The organism is Arthrobacter sp. efr-133-TYG-120, assembly GCF_030209785.1.
Classification (GTDB): Bacteria; Actinomycetota; Actinomycetes; order Actinomycetales; family Micrococcaceae; genus Arthrobacter.
Map to the genome: position 1 here is coordinate 141,306 of NZ_JARVRI010000010.1, position 15,771 is coordinate 157,076.

Below are 15,771 nucleotides of genomic sequence, written 5' to 3' on the forward strand. Positions count from 1 at the left end.
TGTGGATAGTAAGTGGTCGGGTCAGTGCCGGAGGTCTTAGACGGCGGCCTCGGCGCTTGCTTCGGTGGTCTCCGTGATGGCATCGGCGGTAGGCGCTGAGGACCGTGCGGAGATGAAGAGGGTGAGAACGGCGGAGAGGGTCGCCGCGACGCCCGCGCAGAGATAGACGGTCTGGAAACCCTCGCCGAGGGACGTCCCGGCGACCCCCTGGATCCGCGGCTTGGCTGCGGCGAGGGCCTTGACCATGCCATCGACCGCCGGGGCCGGAGCACCGCCTCCCGCTGCCTGGCCGGAGAATTGGGCGACGATGCCGTCCCAGCCTGAGAGGAAACCAAGCGGCGGCACGTGCGCCAGTCCGGCCACTGCATCTGCGGGCATTCCGGCCGCCCCGAGGATGCCGGCAAGGGGACCAGCGAAGACTGTGGCTCCAATGCCGAAGGCGATGGCCGAGCCGATCACAGGACCGAGGGCGAAGCCGAGGTCGCGCAGGAGATTCGTCGTGGCGGACGCCATGCCGATTTGTTGGGCCGGGACGGTGTTGATGGCCACTGCGGTAACGGAGCCGACCGTGAGGGCGAAGCCGACACCCAGCACGAGCAGAGGCGGAATGAATGCTGTCCACGGCGTGCCGCCGAAAGTCTCCGGGGTGCCGAGTGCGAACGTGGAGAGCCAGAGCCCGGAGACGGCCATGAAAGCGAAGCCGGCCGTCAGTACCCAGCGTGGGGCAACATGGTGGATGAGCCACCCGACCACCGGGATGAAGGCGAATGCCGGGCCCTGGATGAAGACGAACAGAACTCCGACCTTCCAGGTCTCGGCCAGGGCCAGGCCGCTGACGGCGACGCTCGTGCTGAAGCAGATCGCAAGGAAAGCGAACATCCCAGTGACGGCCACAATCCCGGTGATCGAGTAGGAGCTGTTCTTGAACAGCGAGAGGTGGATCAGTGGCTGCGCGGTGCGCGACTCGATGATGATGAAAGCGATGAGCAGGATTCCGCCGGCGATGTAGCTTGCGATAACCTGCGCGCTGCCGAAGCCGGCGTCGACCGCCGTCACCGTGGCGTAAAGGACGGCAATGAGGCCGACGGCGAGAGTGAGCTGGCCGGGCATGTCCAGTTTGCGCCCCTCGGCGGCTGCGGAATCTTTCGCGCGGACCGCGATGAGAAGAACGACGACGGCAACAGCGGCCGCAATCAAATAGGCCGCACGCCAGCCACTGAAGGCGTTCGAGGCGCCTGGTCCACCGCCGGGCACGGTGAAGAACTGCGCAGTGAACCCGGCAAGCACCGGGGAAATCACCGCGCCCAGTGACAGGAACCCTGCCCAGGTGGCGATGACCTTCGCCCGGGCGCGGTGGTCGGGGGTGATCGCCGCGATCATGGAAAGCGAAATGGGAAAGAGTATGCCCGCCCCTATGCCGCCGATGGCCTGCGCGACGATCATCACGCCGGTGGAGGGCGCCATCGCGGCCATGACCGAGCCGATGACGCTGACGGCAGCGCCGACATAGAGCAGCTTCCTGCGCCCGAACATATCGCCCAGGAGTCCCCAGCTGAGCTCGAACACCACAATGCCCATCAGGAACATGCCCGCGATCCAGGTCAGGCCAGCGCCCGAGGTGTGGAATTCCACGGCAAAGGTGCCGCTGAGGGCCCCTGGCAACGCGTTGGTGATCTGCGCGAGGGTGACAGCGCTGTAGGCGGCCACGAAAGTGGCCCGTACAGAGCCGCGGCTCGCTACCGAAATGGTTTGACTCATCGATGAAACTCCCTTGTTTCTGTTCGATCTGGTTCGTGGGGACTATATGAGACAGTGTGGAGTTAATTCTTACAGCATGTCAAGGAAAATTCTCTTGTATAAATTTCTTGACAGTATGTAAAGGAAAGTGTGATGCTGGCTGCATCGCAACGGAGCGACGGCGCGGTCACACTGCGCGGCGTCCCTGCATTCAACATCCGATCTTCAAGGGAGAAGACCCCCGTGAGTCACACCACCCCCACCGGCACCGCCGACGTGATTGATGCCCCCGCCGGGCAAACCGTCAACACGGTCCTGGGCCCCGTACCTGCTTCTGAACTGGGCGTCGTTGCGGTCCATGAAGCGTTGTTGTCGGTGCTCCCGGGCGCCCAGTACGCTCCCGACATCTCGATGGACCGGGCGGAGATCTTCGAGGCCCTGGCTGCGAAACTCACGGAGTTCCGTGGGTTCGGCGGGCAAACGATCGTCGACAGCACCGGCATGTTCCACGGCCGCGACCTCAAACTCTACGAGGCACTCTCCCGCTCCACCGGCGTCCACATCGTGGCCTCCACGGGCTTGGGCCCGGAGGAAGAACTCGGCGGGTACTTCCTGACGCCACAGACCAACCCGCCCACCCCGTGGCCGGCCGAAAAGTTCGCCGATCTCTTCGGGAGGGAGGTCAGCGAGGGGATGGTGATTCCCCGGCTTGAACGCCGCGCCGCCGCGGGCATCGTGGCCGCCATCGCCGACCGTGCCGGGCTGACCCCCACCGAGGAAAGCCTGTTCCGCGGCTCCGCCCGCGCCGCCAGGGACACAGGTATTCCGGTCTCCATCCGCTTCGGCGCCGACGCCTTGCACGACTTGGACATCGTCCTGGATGAGCAGATCGGGGCCGAGCGGGTGCTTGTCGGTGACTTGGACCGCAAGGACGCCGCCGGAACGGCCATTGAGGTGGCCCGCCGCGGAGCATTCGTCGGCATCGACCACGTGGGCTTGAACGACCATCCGGGCTACCTCAGCGACCAGGAACGCACTGCACTGGTACTCGAACTCGTCAGCGCCGGCCACGCCGGCAAGATCATCCTCTCGGGCAACTCAATCGGAGTGGCCAAGGGCCTCCCGGAGTACGAGCTGCCCTACAGCCACGTGGTGGCCACGTTCGTGCCCCACCTCAAGACCCAGGGCCTGAGTGACGAAGACGCCCAACGCATCCTCGTGGACAATCCGCGCAATCTCCTGACCGTGCGCTAAGCACCCGCCCACCCGCAACAAGCTTGAGAACCCCTGAGGTGAACGAATGACCAAGGTCAATACAGTGCTCGGAACCATTCCGGCCGAAGAACTGGAAATCGTGGCGGTCCACGAACACATCGGGTACGGCATGCCCGGGTCCGAACTCGACAGCAAATGGTGGAAGACCCCGGAACAGGCCTATGAAGAAACCGTGCCGAAGTTGCGGAAGTTCCGCGAATACGGCGGCGGCACGTTAGTGGACGCCACGGGTATCTGCAACGGCCGTGACGTCGACTACTACAAGTCCCTGTCCCGGAAGACCGGGGTGCACATTGTGGCCTGCACCGGGTTCGTCGGCGGCGACACCGCCCTGCCGCATTTCTCCCGCGCCACCGTGGACTACCTCGCGAAAGTGTTCATCCACGAGATCACTGCGGGCATCGGAAACACCGGCGCCAAAGCCGGCGTGATCAAGGTGGGCGTGAGCCGCGGTGGACGAATGACAGAGCTGGACAAACGAGTCTACCGGGCCGCGGCCCGCGCCGCCGTCGTCACCGGTGCGCCAATACTGACCCACCTGGCCATCGATCCCGAGCCGGCGGTTTCCATCTTCAACGAAGAGGGCCTCTCCCTGGACCGCGTGCTCTTCGGCCACGCCGACGACGGATTGAACGCTCCGATCACCCCGCATGACTGGATCTACGAGCAGGGCGGCCGAATCGGCTTCGATACCTTCGGCTACGACCTCGAACTTCCGGATCCCCCGTTTTGGGGCCGCAAGCGCGCCGAACGCATGCAGCACTTCGTGACCCTCGTGAAAAAGGGCTACGCAGACAAGCTGCTCGTTTCGGCGGACGCGAATTGCAGCCCGCTGGGCTGGCCGGGGGTCAAGGGCCACACCATCAACTACCTCTTCGAGGACATGATCCCCGACATGCGCGCCGCGGGAATCGACGACGCCACTCTCAAACTCCTGCTCGAAGACAACCCGGCCGGCTTCCTGTCGCTGGACGCCTGACTTCCGGACGGGCACTACAATCTACCCGCTTCTCCAGACTTGGTCCCAGGCCAAGGAAGAGTCAAGAAAGTGATCCAAACAATGAAGGCTGAAGACATCAAGAACCTCAACATCGCCATCGTCGGCGCAGGGTATGGGGGCGCAGCTGCGGCCAAAGCCCTGAGCCTGCTCGGTGCGAACGTCAACGTGTACGAGCAAGCGTCGCAGATGCGGGAGGTTGGCGCCGGCATTGGACTGCGTCCCGCCACCATGGACCGTTTCAACAGGTGGGGGATCTTCGATGCTATCGCCAAGGTCAGTTCGCCGAGCGACTACTTCGAAATCCTCACGGCCAGCGGTGAACCGATCTTGAAGGACACGTGGCCGGAGTTCGGCGAGCAGGCCCACACCTACCTCATCCACCGGGGGGACTTCATCGAGGCCTTGCTCGGCGTGCTCCCGAAGGGAATGGTGCACCTGGGCCACAAGCTCGAGAAGATCGAGGAAATGGACGGCCGTTCCGTGCTGAGCTTCACGAACGGCAATACCGTCGAGGCAGACCTCGTGGTGGGTGCCGACGGCATCAAATCCGTGGTCCGCGAGCAGCTCTTCAGCGACAAAGGCCCCGTGTTCTCGGGAGAACACGCTTACCGTGTGGTCATTTCCGCCGACGACGCCCACGGCCTGGTGGTTGACGACAACCTACGGATGTACATCGGCAAGGGCACCAAGGTCTACCTGTTGCCGCTTCGCCACCGGAACCAGGTGTCCTTCGACATTACTGCCCTGAACCCGGACGGTACCTGGGCGCCGAAGGTGAGCAAGGAAAGCCTCCTGGAAACCGTCAGCGGATTCGACGAGCGCATCGTGAACATCACAAGGGGCCTCGACATGAACACGGTCAATGTCCGCGCCGTCTACGACATCGACCCGGTCGACTCGTGGCACACCGACTCCGTGGTGCTCATGGGCGACGCGGCGCACTCCATGTTGCACCACCAGGGACAAGGCGCAAACTCGGCCATTGAGGACGCAGGTGCACTCGCCGACGCGCTCACCCAGGCCGCCACGGTCAAGGAGGCGCTGGCCCTGTTCCAGGCAACCCGCAAGCCGGTGACGGATGAGCTGCAGCGCATCTCCCGTCAAGGCTGGAGCGAGGAAGAGGTCAACGATGTCTTCCCGGGTCAGAAGCCCACGTCGCAAAAGCCCGCCAGCGCGCCCGTAACAGCAGAAGCGAGGGCATGAACGCCATGGCCATCCATCCGGAAATCGCCAAGGTCCTGGCCACTTTGCCGGCACCCGATGGTTCGCCCTTGGACCCTCGAGCCATGCGCGCCGGCGAGGCAGCCCAGGTCCCGCCGCTGGCGGAGCGGCTACCGCTGTACTCGGTGGACGACGCCACGGCTGTCACGTCGTCGGGCGAAGTGCCGGTGCGGATCTATACGCCGATGGAGGCCGACTCCTATGGCCTGCTGGTGTACTTCCACGGCGGCGCCTTCTTCCTGGGCGGCCTGGACACCCACGACCACGTGGCACGCGCCCTGGCAAAGGAAACCGGACACAAGGTCATCTCGGTTGGCTACCGTTTGGCTCCCGAGGCCGTGTTCCCTGCAGGGCTCGATGACTGTTATGGAGTGGTCCGCTGGGCGGCCGGGAAGGGCGGAAACCTGAAGTGGGACGGGAAGAACCTCGCGATTGCCGGCGACAGTTCCGGCGGCAACTTCGTCGCCGCCGTCGCCGCGATAGCCCACGACGACGGGTTCAACCGGATCACCCACCAGGTTCTCTTCTACCCGTCGCTGGACCTGGATTTCGACGTCGAGCGTTACCCCTCACTGCGCGAAAACGCCGATGGATACGGGCTGGAGACGGCGGGCCTCAAACCCTTCAACTCGTTCTACCTTGAGAACGGGGCCGACCCTGCAGACCCCCGTGTCTCCCCCATCAAGCGGGAAGATCTCGCCGGGCTGCCGGCAGCGCTGGTCATCACCGCCGAGCACGATCCCGTCCGGGACGAGGGCGAACTCTATGGCCGGCGCTTGGCGGAGGCCGGCGTCGAGACAAAAGTGACCCGCTACCCCGGCGCCAATCATGGTTTTGTCCAGCACTTCTCCTGGATACCGGAGCTGTACCGGGCATTCGAGGAGACGGGCGAATTCCTGAACGCGAGGGCCGGCCAATGACGACGCCGGTCGCTGTGCATCCCCTCGTCTCGCCGTGGGGCCGCTTCGGTCTCTACAGCTTCTTCATCGACACCGCCGAACCGGCCATTGTCGACACCGGGATCGCGTCCTCCCCCGCCGACGGCATGGTGCCGGCACTGGAGGCAATCGGACGCCGGATCGAAGACGTCCGCTGGATCCTGCTGACCCATGGACACATCGACCACATTGGCGGCGCCTACGCCCTGTGGGAGCTCACCGGACGGCGCGCCCAAGTGGTCATTCATGAGGCCGACGCACCGTTCTTGCGCTCGCGCCGGGCCCATGTGGACGAATACCTTTCCGGGCGGGCGCAGTATCTGCGGGATCCCGACGGCGAGGCGAAGCTCACCGCGGCCACGAATGCCGTGATCTCGGGCGAGATGGAGCCGACGCTGTTGGTGCGGGGCGGCGAGACCATCCCGCTGGGCGGTGGCGCGACGGTTTCGGTCCATTCGCTTCCGGGCCACACCCCGGGGTCTGTGGCATACGTCCTCGACGGGCAGAATGACGTGTTCGTCGGCGACGCGGTCCAAATCCACGGCGCGGCAAACGGCTTTCCGGGGTTCGTGGACCCGGCCGCCTACCGCTCGAGCCTTGAGTACCTGCGCGATGAGGTCCGTCCACGGCACTTGTACCTGGGGCACCCGTACCGCCGCAGGGACGGCACGCCCTACGGCGTGGAGCTCGACGCCGGACAGGCAAGGGAAGCGCTCCAAGGGAGCCTGGACATCGAGGCCCGTGTCAGCAAAGCGGCCTACGGCTGCATAGCATCCGGCCTGCAGGATACGGACTCGCCCTACTCCCCCTTCACCCCCGTGGCAAAGGAGCTTGGATACGACGGGGACCCCACGCTGGAGCCCTCCCCGTTCTTCACCACCCTGCAGGGGTACCGCACGTCGCTGGACCATTTGATCGAAGATGAGGAGACCACCACTCATGGATGACTTTCAGTTGCTGAATGCCAGCGGGCAATCCATAGCTGTCCGCAAGGACCTTCGGGTCCCGATGCGGGACGGCGTCGAGCTCGCCGCGGACGCCTACCACGGCCCCGAAAACAAGCCGCGCCCGGCATTGGTGGCACTCAGCCCGTACGGCAAGGAGCTGCAGGCCCTTGCCCTCACCACTCCCCCGCAGCGGCGTCCCAGCCCCATGTGGGACGGCTGCATCGAGGCCGGGGACATCGCCAGGATCGTCAAGGAAGATTACGTCCATGTCATCGGCGACCTCCGAGGCTCGGGCTTCTCGGGCGGCGAGCACATCGGCAACTACAACGCCGGCGGTGTGTCGCTTGGCCAGGACGCCTACGACTTCATCGAATGGGTCGCCGCGCAGCCATGGTGCGACGGGAACGTCGGCATGGTGGGCATCTCCTACTTCGGTTCGATGCAGGTTCTGGCCGCCGCCGAGCGTCCGCCGCACCTCAAGGCGATCTTCGTCTCCGGCGGCCATTACGACTTCTATGAAACGACGTACCACGGCGGCATCATGTGGTTCATGCCGCGTGCCGCCCGCGAAGGACGCGGAGGGGACTCGGGCTGGGCGTTCACCGACAACGTGAAGTCCCGCATGATCGAGAAGCATTCTCCAGGGGAACTCAAGAAGCTCGTCGCCGAGCGCCTCGAGGATCCGGACATCGCGGCCTGGCCGAACCTGGTCCATGTACTGAACTACCCCAAGAACCACGAGGCCTGGTTCGACATCGTCATGAACGAACTGGACGGTGAATGGTACGAAGAACGCAACCCCATCACGCTGGCCCCGAACATCGACATCCCGGTCTGGCTGCAGCTCGACCAAGGCCGCGGGTGGACCCTTGACGGCACCATCGAGTTGTACAACGCACTCAAGGGCCCGAAAAAGCTGACCATCGGCCCCTACCCGCCCATGCAATCACGCCCCTTCATCGAGGAGCACGACAAAATGTTCCGGTGGTATGACTACTGGATCAAAGGCATCGACAACGGGGTCATGGACGAGCCGCCCGTCAGCGTCTTCGTGGAGGGCTCGCGCGAAGTGGTGACCGCCGGGCAGTGGCCGCCGAAGGACATCGAGTACAAGTCCCTCTACCTCCGGCCGCGCCACAAGCTGTCGGAAGAGCCGGAGCCCATGGGTGCGGAGTACGCCGCCCCCGACGGTTTCTACCAAGCCCCGCTAACGGTGACAGATAAGGTGGAGATCCTCTCGTGGAGCACCCAGCCGTTCGAGCAGGACACGGAATTGATCGGCGCAGGCGCCGCCCACATCTTCGCGGAAATCGACCAGGCCGACACAAACTTCATCCTGCGCCTCTGGGACACCGCGCCGAACGGGGAACGCCAGCTGATCACCACCGGCTACCTCAAGGCATCGCACCGTGAACTGGACGAACGGACTACCGAGGGCAACCCCTACCACCCGCACACCCGATCAGTGCCGGTGGAGCCCGGGACGATCGAGGAGTACGTACTGCGCCTCTACCCGTTCGCCAACACGTTCAAGGCAGGTCATCGCCTCACGGTTGAACTGTCCAACGATGAGCCGCTGGCCGACGAGCACAACGCACTACTCCCGCCTGACGCCTTCCACTTGCCGGTAGGCCGCCCCGTCACGCACAAGATCTACCGCGACGCCACCCACCAGTCGCGGCTCGTCTTGCCGTTCACGAGGGTGGACGGCTCAGCGCACCGGGTTGTCGGACCGTTTGACTAAGCTTCGCGTCCCGGGACGCTCGCTCACTTTTAGGGTGCTTTCCGTCGACGCTCGCTCACACGATGTGAGCGAGCGTCCCGGAATTTGACGACATATCAGAGCGAGCGTCGTGGAATTTGACCGTATAAGCGAGCGGGCGTCCAGGAAGCGGCACCTAGGCCGACCAGGCAAAGGGAGCGGAGAAGGAGTTCTTTCCGGCGTTGTCCCAGGTCATCCCGAACACGTCCACGCGGGCCGTGCTGGCTGTGCCCGCGGCCAAGGTGTCCGCCGGGAATCCTACCCCGCTGACTTTCACTCCGAGCCCTGTGGCATCCATCGGAGACACGAAGTCCTCAACGGCCAAGTCGACGGCACTGCCGACGCGGACCTGGTGCGAACGACCGTCTTCGGTGTAGGCGATTTCCAGGGACTCCATTCCCGCCATTTCACCGATCAGAGGTGTGAGGCCCTCCATCGGTCCGCCGAGCTGGCCACCGAAAACAGCGCCGAGCGCTTCGGCTTGCTCGGGTGAGGCGGCGGCGTCCATCAGCACGCCGAGTTTCCATCCCCCGTCGCTCATGAGGGCAGGCGTATCGGCGACGACGCAGACCGTCAGGCCACCGACGTCGACGCCGTTTACCTCACCTGTGTCCACATGAAAGGCCAGGGCCACGTTGCATCGATCGTTATCCGCCGGTGCGGTCAGCCCTGAAGTGGAACACGGGCAGACCATGTCGCAGTTGCAATTCTCAAAATACGTACCCTCGACGTGCCACGACATCTGGGGCTCCTTTCGGCGAGGCATCCCCAGAAAAAAGTCTCCTCGCGGCCCGGAACAGTGTCAACGGTCTCCGGATCGCTCACGGGTCCATGGGTCGTACCTCGATAGGCCACAGCCTGGCCTCTCCGAACTTGCCGGCGATCTCCACAGCCCTTGCCATGTCCACGCAGTCAACCACGTAGTAGCCGGCCACGATTTCCTTCGTCTCGATGAACGGGCCGTCCGTCACCGTAGGCCCGCTGCCGTTGTTTCTCACGAACTTCGCTTCTTCACCGAGTTCATGAGCCTCCACAAATTCTCCGGAGGCCCTGAGTTCCTGCTGCAAGGAGGTGTGCGCCTCCATGATCGCGTCGATCTCGGACTCTGGAAGGGCGTTCCAGGCGTCGAAATTGTTTTGAATCAGCAAGAGATGTTTCATCTTTTCTCCTTGACGGCGGATGTCGCATTGCTATTCGGCGTGGATTCAGATGAGGACGAGGACGCAGAACCAGTCTCCGCCAGGCGTTTGCCAAGGTAGCGGCGTTCCGCCTCGGATGGTGCGAGTTCGCGGGCCCGCTGGTATTCGTCCCTCGCCTCCGACCTTCGGCCGAGCCGCCTCAGGAGGTCCGCTTTCGCGGCGGGCAGAAGGTAGTACCCCTCGAGCGAGCGGGATCGGTCCAGTTGCTCGATGAGGGCCAGCCCGGCCTCCGGACCTTGGGACATTGCGACGGCGACAGCGCGGTTGAGTTCGACAACCGGCGACGGCGCAATCTGCGCAAGGGAGTCGTACAGCAAGGCCACCCGGGCGAAGTCTGTACTTCCTGGGGTGCGGGCGGTCATATGGCATGCCGCAATAGCGGCCTGGACACGGTAGCTCCCTGGCCGGGATCGGTGTGAAATGCCAAGCCGTTCGGCAGCGGCAAGGAGCGCAACGGCCTCGGCAACCTCAGCCTGGTCCCACGATTCGCGGTCTTGCTCCTCCAACGTCACCAAGTCCCCCGCCGCGTCCGTTCGAGAGCTTCGCCGGGCATGGTGGAACAGCATGAGCGCGAGGAGGCCCATGGCCTCCGGTTCCTGCTGTGAACCGGCAAGCAACGAAACGAGCAAGCGGTTGAGGCGAATCGCTTCCCGCGCAAGGGACTCCCGGATCAAGGAATCGCCGCCCGTGGCGGAATAGCCTTCGTTGAACATGAGATAGAGCACCGCCAGGACCCCGGACGTGCGTTCGGCTCTCAGCTCCGGGGGCGGTACCCGATACGGGATTCCTGCGTCACGTATCTGGGCCCGTGCGCGGACCAGCCGCTTTGACATGGTTGCCTCCGAGACGAGGAACGCACGCGCAATCTCACCCGTCGTCAGCCCTGCGACGGTGCGCAGCGTCAACGCAACCCTTGCGTCGAGCGGGAGGGCAGGGTGGCAACAGGTGAAGATCAGCCGCAGCCGGTCGTCTTCCGCACCCGGATCATTGCTGCCCCCATCCCCCAGGCCTTCGAGTTGGGCGATGATCGCGAGTTCACGGACAGCCCTCTTTTCACTGGCCGCACTCCGCATGCGATCGATCGCCCTGTTCCTCGCCACTGTGGTCAGCCAAGCCCCGGGGTTCCGCGGAACGCCGTGCTCCGGCCAGTCGACCAATGCCTTTGCGAACGCGTCCTGGACGCAATCCTCCGCCAGGCTCCAGTCTCCCGTCACCCGGATGAGGGTTGCGGTGATCCGGGCGTTCTCCTCGGCGGAGGCAGCCTCGACGGCGGTCCGGGCATCCGTCAGTTCTCTCGCCATTTCATCTCCCCGCTCAAGACGCCGGACGCCGGGCGAGCCGCTACAGCCCGAGCGTCCACACTGGCCTGATCTCGATCTTGCCGAATCGTGCCATGGGATGCTTGGACGCCACCTCGATGGCCTCATCGAGATCGGCACACGCGATGACGTCGTAGCCCGCGATCCACTCTTTCGTCTCCGCAAACGGCCCGTCCGAGACAACCACTTCGCCCGCCCGCACCGTGACGGTGGTGGCGTCCTCGACGGGACGCAGCCGGTCGCCGTGACGGGTTACGCCGCGGGCTTCCATCTCGGCCACCCATTCAACGATATTGTCCTCGGCGGCGACATATTCCGGCGCTGCCGGGTCGTTGCAAATGAAAAGCATGTACTCCACGATGACTCCTTCTTCTCGGTTGATACACCATGACGACGGGCGGGACGTCGCGAAAAGGACACTGCCTGGGAAATTCTTTTTCGGGTCAAAATGGCTGTGATCTTGCCCCTTGACTATGTTGACACCCACAATGACGCGGGCAAGACTGATCATAGGTCCGCGTCCTACGAGGTGCAGGACGTCTGGCCCCTAAGGGGTGGACAATGCAGATTCCGGCTCCATTTGATTATGAGCGCGCGAGCGACGTCGCAAACGCGCTGTCCCTCCTCGAACGCCACGGTCCCGAGTCGCGCATCATCGCCGGCGGGCACAGCTTGCTGCCGATGATGAAGCTCCGCCTGGCGCGGCCGGAGTGGCTGATCGACATCAACGACCTGACGGAACTGGAATTCATCCGCAGGGAAGGCGAGCAGTTGCGTGTGGGCGCGTTAACCCGCCACACGGCGCTCCTCGAGTCAGCCGAAGTCGCCGAGCTCTTTCCGATAATCCGCGACGCCGAGCAGGTGATCGCGGACCCTGTGGTCCGCAACCGTGGAACGATCGGCGGCTCGCTCTGCCAAGCGGATCCGGCCGAAGACCTGTCTACCGTTTGCGATGTCCTGCGCGCCCAGGCCGTGATCCGCGGGCCCGACGGCGAACGGATCGTCGCGATGTCGGATTTCCACCGCGGCCCTTACGAAACCGCCGTGGCGCAAAACGAACTGTTGTACGAAGTCCGCTTCACGATCCGCCCGCGCTCGGGCAGCGCCTATGAAAAAGTGGAGCGCCGGGTGGGTGACTGGGCAGTCGTCGCGGCCGGGGCCGCCGTCGGGCTTTCCGCAGACGGCACGGTGGAGGAGGCCGCCATCGGGCTGACGGCGGTCGGGCTGGACGGCACTATCCCCGAGGCCGAAGCCGTGCTCCGCGGACAGCAGCCGCAGGAAGACCTGTTCGCCGAGGCTGCCCGCATCGCAGCAGCCGCTTGCCACCCGGTGGACGACCAGCGCGGGCCGGTCGACTACAAACGGCACTTGGCCGATGAACTCACCCGCAGGGTCCTGCGCCGTGCTTGTGCACGCGCGGCAGGCGCACAGGAAGGCTGAAAGCAATGCAGGTCAGCATGACGGTCAACGGGGACAAGGTGACCCGGGAGATCGAACCCCGCGTGTTGCTGGTCCACTTCATCCGCGAAAACCTTGGATTGACCGGCACGCACTGGGGATGCGACACGAGCAACTGCGGAACCTGCGTGGTCCTGATGGACGGACAACCGGTGAAATCATGCACCGTGCTGGCAGCCATGGCCGACGGGCACGACATCCGGACCGTCGAGGGACTGGCCGTCAATGGCACGCTCGATCCGGTGCAGCAGGGGTTCATGGAGGAGCACGGCCTGCAATGCGGATTCTGCACTCCAGGCATGATGCTCACGGCCAGGGCCCTGCTGGACCGCAACCCGCATCCCGACGACGGCGAGATCCGCCAAGCCATTTCCGGCCAGATTTGCCGGTGCACAGGTTACGCGACGATCGTCCGCTCGGTGAAGTGGGCCGCAGCCCACCCGCCCGGTTGGGACGCTGAGACAGACGCCCAGGCGGACGACGGCGGTGCCGGAGGGACCATCGAAGAAGAGGTGACGGCATGACCACCGTCCAGGAGCATGCACCCAACCCGGCGGCCGGAGACCCGGGCCGCCCGATCGGGTTCGGCCGCCTCCAGCGCAAGGAGGACCCGCGGTTCGTCCGCGGCAAGGGCAATTACCTCGACGACATTGTGCTGCCCGGCATGCTGCATGGGGCCATTCTGCGCGCTCCCGTTGCGCATGCCCGACTGGTTTCCATAGACACGTCCGAAGCATTGGCGCATCCCGGGGTCCTCGCCGTTATCACCGGCAAGGACCTGCAGGCCCTCAACCTCGCGTGGGCGCCCACCCTGTCCGCGGACGTCCAGGCAGTCCTCGTCACGGACAAGGTCCGCTTCCAGGGCCAGGAAGTCGCCTTCGTGGTCGCGGAGGACCGCTACGCCGCCCGGGACGCCTTGGAGCTGATCGACGTCGAATACGACATGTTGCCTCCGGTGATTGATGCCCGCCGCGCCCTCGATCCCGGCGCGCCGGTCATCCGCGACGATATCGAGGGCCGGACGGACAACCGGATCTTCGACTGGGAGATCGGCGATGCGGCCGAAACCGAGGCGGTGTTCGCCGCTGCCGACGTCGTCGTCGCCCAGGAGGTCGTGTATCCGCGCGTGCACCCGGCGCCCATGGAAACCTGCGGCGCCGTGGCGGACTTCGATCCGATCGACGGCAGGCTGACCCTCTACGAAACGACCCAGGCCCCGCATGCCCACCGGACGCTGTATGCGATAGTCGCCGGCATTCCGGAGCACAAGATCCGGATCGTCTCCCCCGATATCGGCGGGGGCTTCGGCAACAAGGTGGGCATCTATCCCGGCTATGTCCTGGCCGTCGTCGGTTCGATCGTCACCGGGAAGCCGGTGAAGTGGGTGGAGGACCGCTCGGAAAACCTGATGTCCACGTCGTTCGCCCGAGACTACATCATGCAGGGCGAGATCGCGGCCACCAACGACGGCAAGATCCTGGCAGTCCGGACCAGCGTGCTGGCAGACCACGGCGCCTTCAACGCGACCGCACAGCCCACCAAGACCCCGGCCGGCTTCTTCTCCATCTTTACCGGGAGCTACGACCTGAAGGCGGCCTACTGCAAGGTCACTGGTGTCTACACCAACAAGGCCCCCGGTGGCGTCGCCTATGCCTGTTCCTTCCGCGTGACGGAAGCGGTCTACCTCGTGGAGCGCATGGTGGACATCCTGGCCCGGAAACTCGAGATGGATCCGGCAGAGCTCCGGCTCAAGAATTTCATCAAACCCGAGCAGTTCCCCTACGCCAACAAGACCGGCTGGATCTACGACTCCGGCAACTACGAGCCTGCCATGCGGCTGTCCATGCAAATGGCCGGGTACGAGGATCTCCGGCGCGAGCAACTCGAAAAGCGGGAGCGCGGCGAGCTGATGGGCATCGGCGTGTCCTTCTTCACTGAGACCGTCGGCGCCGGGCCCCGTAAGCATTTTGACATCGTGGGACTCGGCATGGCCGACGGCGCGGAACTCCGCGTCCATCCCACCGGCAAGGCCGTCGTCAGGATCTCGGTGCAAAGCCAGGGGCAGGGCCACGAAACCACGTTCGCCCAGATCGTGGCGGAGGAACTCGGCATCCCGCCTGAGAGCATCGACGTCGTCCACGGCGACACTGACCAGACCCCCTTCGGCCTGGGCACCTACGGGAGCCGCTCGACGCCGGTCAGCGGCGGCGCGGTAGCGCTGGTGGCGCGGAAGGTACGGGACAAGGCGAGGTTCATTGCCGCTGCGATGCTTGAGACCCGGCCCGAGGACCTCGAGTGGGAAAAGGGCCGCTGGTTCGTCAAGGGCGATCCAAGCGCCGGCAAGACGATCGCCGAGATCGCCTTCGGCGCCCACGGCACGGTGGCCCTCCCGGAGGGCATCGACGGTAACCTCGACGCGGAGGTGACGTATGACCCTCCCAACCTGACGTTCCCGTTCGGCGCCTATATCTGCGTGGTGGACGTCGACGCCGGTACCGGCCACGTCAAGGTCCGTCGCTTCATCGCGGTGGACGATTGCGGGACCCGGATCAACCCGATGATCATCGAAGGCCAGGTCCACGGCGGGCTGACCGACGGCGTCGGGATGGCGCTCATGGAAATCATCGCGTTCGACGAGGAGGGCAACTGCCTCAGCGGCTCGTTCATGGACTACCTCATCCCGACGGCGATGGAAGTCCCCGACTGGGAGACCGGGTTCACCGTCACGCCATCGCCGCACCACCCCATCGGCGCCAAAGGCATCGGTGAATCCGCCACGGTCGGGTCCCCGCCGGCCATCGTCAATGCGATCGTGGATGCCTTGACGCCATATGGAGTGACCCACATGGATATGCCGTGCACGCCGGCCCGGGTGTGGGAGGCCATGCAGGGCCGGGCCAGGCCACCGGTGTGAC

Annotated in this window: 14 protein-coding genes; 9 read left to right on the forward strand and 5 right to left on the reverse strand. The window is 64.7% G+C overall.

The genetic code is table 11. From position 1 onward, the window contains the following. Nucleotides 1–36: 36 nt before the first annotated feature. The gene (locus tag QRN51_RS06350) at nt 37–1,758 is read right to left on the reverse strand and encodes an MFS transporter (RefSeq protein WP_284989108.1); all 1,722 of its coding nucleotides are present in this window, start codon (nt 1,756–1,758) and stop codon (nt 37–39) included. Nucleotides 1,759–1,890: 132 nt separating this feature from the next. Between QRN51_RS06350 and QRN51_RS06355 the strand changes: the two genes are divergently transcribed. The 6 genes from QRN51_RS06355 to QRN51_RS06380 all read left to right on the forward strand — a co-directional run bounded on the left by QRN51_RS06355 (nt 1,891) and on the right by QRN51_RS06380 (nt 8,862). Then, a complete protein-coding gene (locus QRN51_RS06355; protein WP_284989109.1) occupies nt 1,891–2,991 on the forward strand; it encodes a phosphotriesterase family protein in 1,101 nt (366 codons plus the stop codon). 46 nt (nt 2,992–3,037) lie between these two features. After that, nucleotides 3,038–3,991 (forward strand): phosphotriesterase family protein, encoded by a 954-nt coding sequence (locus QRN51_RS06360; protein ID WP_284989110.1) that lies wholly within the window; start codon nt 3,038–3,040, stop codon nt 3,989–3,991. A gap of 69 nt (nt 3,992–4,060) precedes the next feature. Beyond that, nucleotides 4,061–5,215 carry an FAD-dependent oxidoreductase gene (locus tag QRN51_RS06365; protein WP_284989111.1) on the forward strand — a complete coding sequence of 385 codons (1,155 nt, stop codon included), beginning with the start codon at nt 4,061–4,063 and terminating at the stop codon, nt 5,213–5,215. Beyond that, nucleotides 5,212–6,153 (forward strand): alpha/beta hydrolase, encoded by a 942-nt coding sequence (locus tag QRN51_RS06370; RefSeq protein ID WP_284989112.1) that lies wholly within the window; start codon nt 5,212–5,214, stop codon nt 6,151–6,153. Before QRN51_RS06365 ends, QRN51_RS06370 begins: the two co-directional genes overlap by 4 nt. Continuing rightward, nucleotides 6,150–7,118, forward strand: coding sequence for an MBL fold metallo-hydrolase (locus QRN51_RS06375; RefSeq protein ID WP_284989113.1), 969 nt, complete (start codon nt 6,150–6,152; stop codon nt 7,116–7,118). Before QRN51_RS06370 ends, QRN51_RS06375 begins: the two co-directional genes overlap by 4 nt. Then, complete coding sequence (locus QRN51_RS06380; RefSeq protein ID WP_284989114.1) at nt 7,111–8,862, forward strand: CocE/NonD family hydrolase; 1,752 nt, start codon at nt 7,111–7,113, stop codon at nt 8,860–8,862. Before QRN51_RS06375 ends, QRN51_RS06380 begins: the two co-directional genes overlap by 8 nt. A gap of 154 nt (nt 8,863–9,016) precedes the next feature. Here the strand turns inward: QRN51_RS06380 and QRN51_RS06385 are convergent, their stop codons facing one another. The 4 genes from QRN51_RS06385 to QRN51_RS06400 form a co-directional block, all read right to left on the reverse strand. After that, a complete protein-coding gene (locus QRN51_RS06385) occupies nt 9,017–9,622 on the reverse strand; it encodes a DUF1326 domain-containing protein (protein WP_284989115.1) in 606 nt (201 codons plus the stop codon). Nucleotides 9,623–9,701: 79 nt separating this feature from the next. Then, nucleotides 9,702–10,040, reverse strand: coding sequence for a YciI family protein (locus QRN51_RS06390; RefSeq protein WP_059389936.1), 339 nt, complete (start codon nt 10,038–10,040; stop codon nt 9,702–9,704). Continuing rightward, nucleotides 10,037–11,380 carry an RNA polymerase sigma factor gene (locus QRN51_RS06395; protein WP_284989116.1) on the reverse strand — a complete coding sequence of 448 codons (1,344 nt, stop codon included), beginning with the start codon at nt 11,378–11,380 and terminating at the stop codon, nt 10,037–10,039. Before QRN51_RS06395 ends, QRN51_RS06390 begins: the two co-directional genes overlap by 4 nt. A 40-nt stretch (nt 11,381–11,420) precedes the next feature. Further along, nucleotides 11,421–11,747, reverse strand: coding sequence for a YciI family protein (locus QRN51_RS06400; protein ID WP_350224961.1), 327 nt, complete (start codon nt 11,745–11,747; stop codon nt 11,421–11,423). A 212-nt stretch (nt 11,748–11,959) separates the two neighbouring features. On the opposite strand from QRN51_RS06400, the gene QRN51_RS06405 reads away from it, so the two are divergent. From QRN51_RS06405 to QRN51_RS06415, 3 genes are read left to right on the forward strand one after another with little or no spacing between them, the layout of a single operon-like run. After that, nucleotides 11,960–12,838 carry an FAD binding domain-containing protein gene (locus QRN51_RS06405; RefSeq protein WP_284989118.1) on the forward strand — a complete coding sequence of 293 codons (879 nt, stop codon included), beginning with the start codon at nt 11,960–11,962 and terminating at the stop codon, nt 12,836–12,838. Between the two features lie 5 nt (nt 12,839–12,843). Next, on the forward strand, nt 12,844–13,380 hold the full coding sequence (locus tag QRN51_RS06410; RefSeq protein WP_284989119.1) for a (2Fe-2S)-binding protein: 537 nt from the start codon (nt 12,844–12,846) through the stop codon (nt 13,378–13,380). Continuing rightward, on the forward strand, nt 13,377–15,770 hold the full coding sequence (locus QRN51_RS06415; RefSeq protein WP_284989120.1) for an aerobic carbon-monoxide dehydrogenase large subunit: 2,394 nt from the start codon (nt 13,377–13,379) through the stop codon (nt 15,768–15,770). Before QRN51_RS06410 ends, QRN51_RS06415 begins: the two co-directional genes overlap by 4 nt. Nucleotide 15,771: the final 1 nt, after the last annotated feature.

Bases quoted from the DNA above. Each gene is read 5' to 3' on its own strand.
- QRN51_RS06355 (WP_284989109.1), top strand. From the start codon at position 1,891: ATGCTGGCTGCATCGCAACGGAGCGACGGCGCGGTCACACTGCGCGGC.
- QRN51_RS06360 (WP_284989110.1), top strand. From the start codon at position 3,038: ATGACCAAGGTCAATACAGTGCTCGGAACCATTCCGGCCGAAGAACTG.
- QRN51_RS06405 (WP_284989118.1), top strand. From the start codon at position 11,960: ATGCAGATTCCGGCTCCATTTGATTATGAGCGCGCGAGCGACGTCGCA.
- QRN51_RS06410 (WP_284989119.1), top strand. From the start codon at position 12,844: ATGCAGGTCAGCATGACGGTCAACGGGGACAAGGTGACCCGGGAGATC.
- QRN51_RS06350 (WP_284989108.1), bottom strand. From the start codon at position 1,758: ATGAGTCAAACCATTTCGGTAGCGAGCCGCGGCTCTGTACGGGCCACT.
- QRN51_RS06400 (WP_350224961.1), bottom strand. From the start codon at position 11,747: ATGCTTTTCATTTGCAACGACCCGGCAGCGCCGGAATATGTCGCCGCC.
- QRN51_RS06370 (WP_284989112.1), top strand. From the start codon at position 5,212: ATGAACGCCATGGCCATCCATCCGGAAATCGCCAAGGTCCTGGCCACT.
- QRN51_RS06390 (WP_059389936.1), bottom strand. From the start codon at position 10,040: ATGAAACATCTCTTGCTGATTCAAAACAATTTCGACGCCTGGAACGCC.
- QRN51_RS06380 (WP_284989114.1), top strand. From the start codon at position 7,111: ATGGATGACTTTCAGTTGCTGAATGCCAGCGGGCAATCCATAGCTGTC.
- QRN51_RS06415 (WP_284989120.1), top strand. From the start codon at position 13,377: ATGACCACCGTCCAGGAGCATGCACCCAACCCGGCGGCCGGAGACCCG.
- QRN51_RS06385 (WP_284989115.1), bottom strand. From the start codon at position 9,622: ATGTCGTGGCACGTCGAGGGTACGTATTTTGAGAATTGCAACTGCGAC.
- QRN51_RS06395 (WP_284989116.1), bottom strand. From the start codon at position 11,380: ATGGCGAGAGAACTGACGGATGCCCGGACCGCCGTCGAGGCTGCCTCC.
- QRN51_RS06375 (WP_284989113.1), top strand. From the start codon at position 6,150: ATGACGACGCCGGTCGCTGTGCATCCCCTCGTCTCGCCGTGGGGCCGC.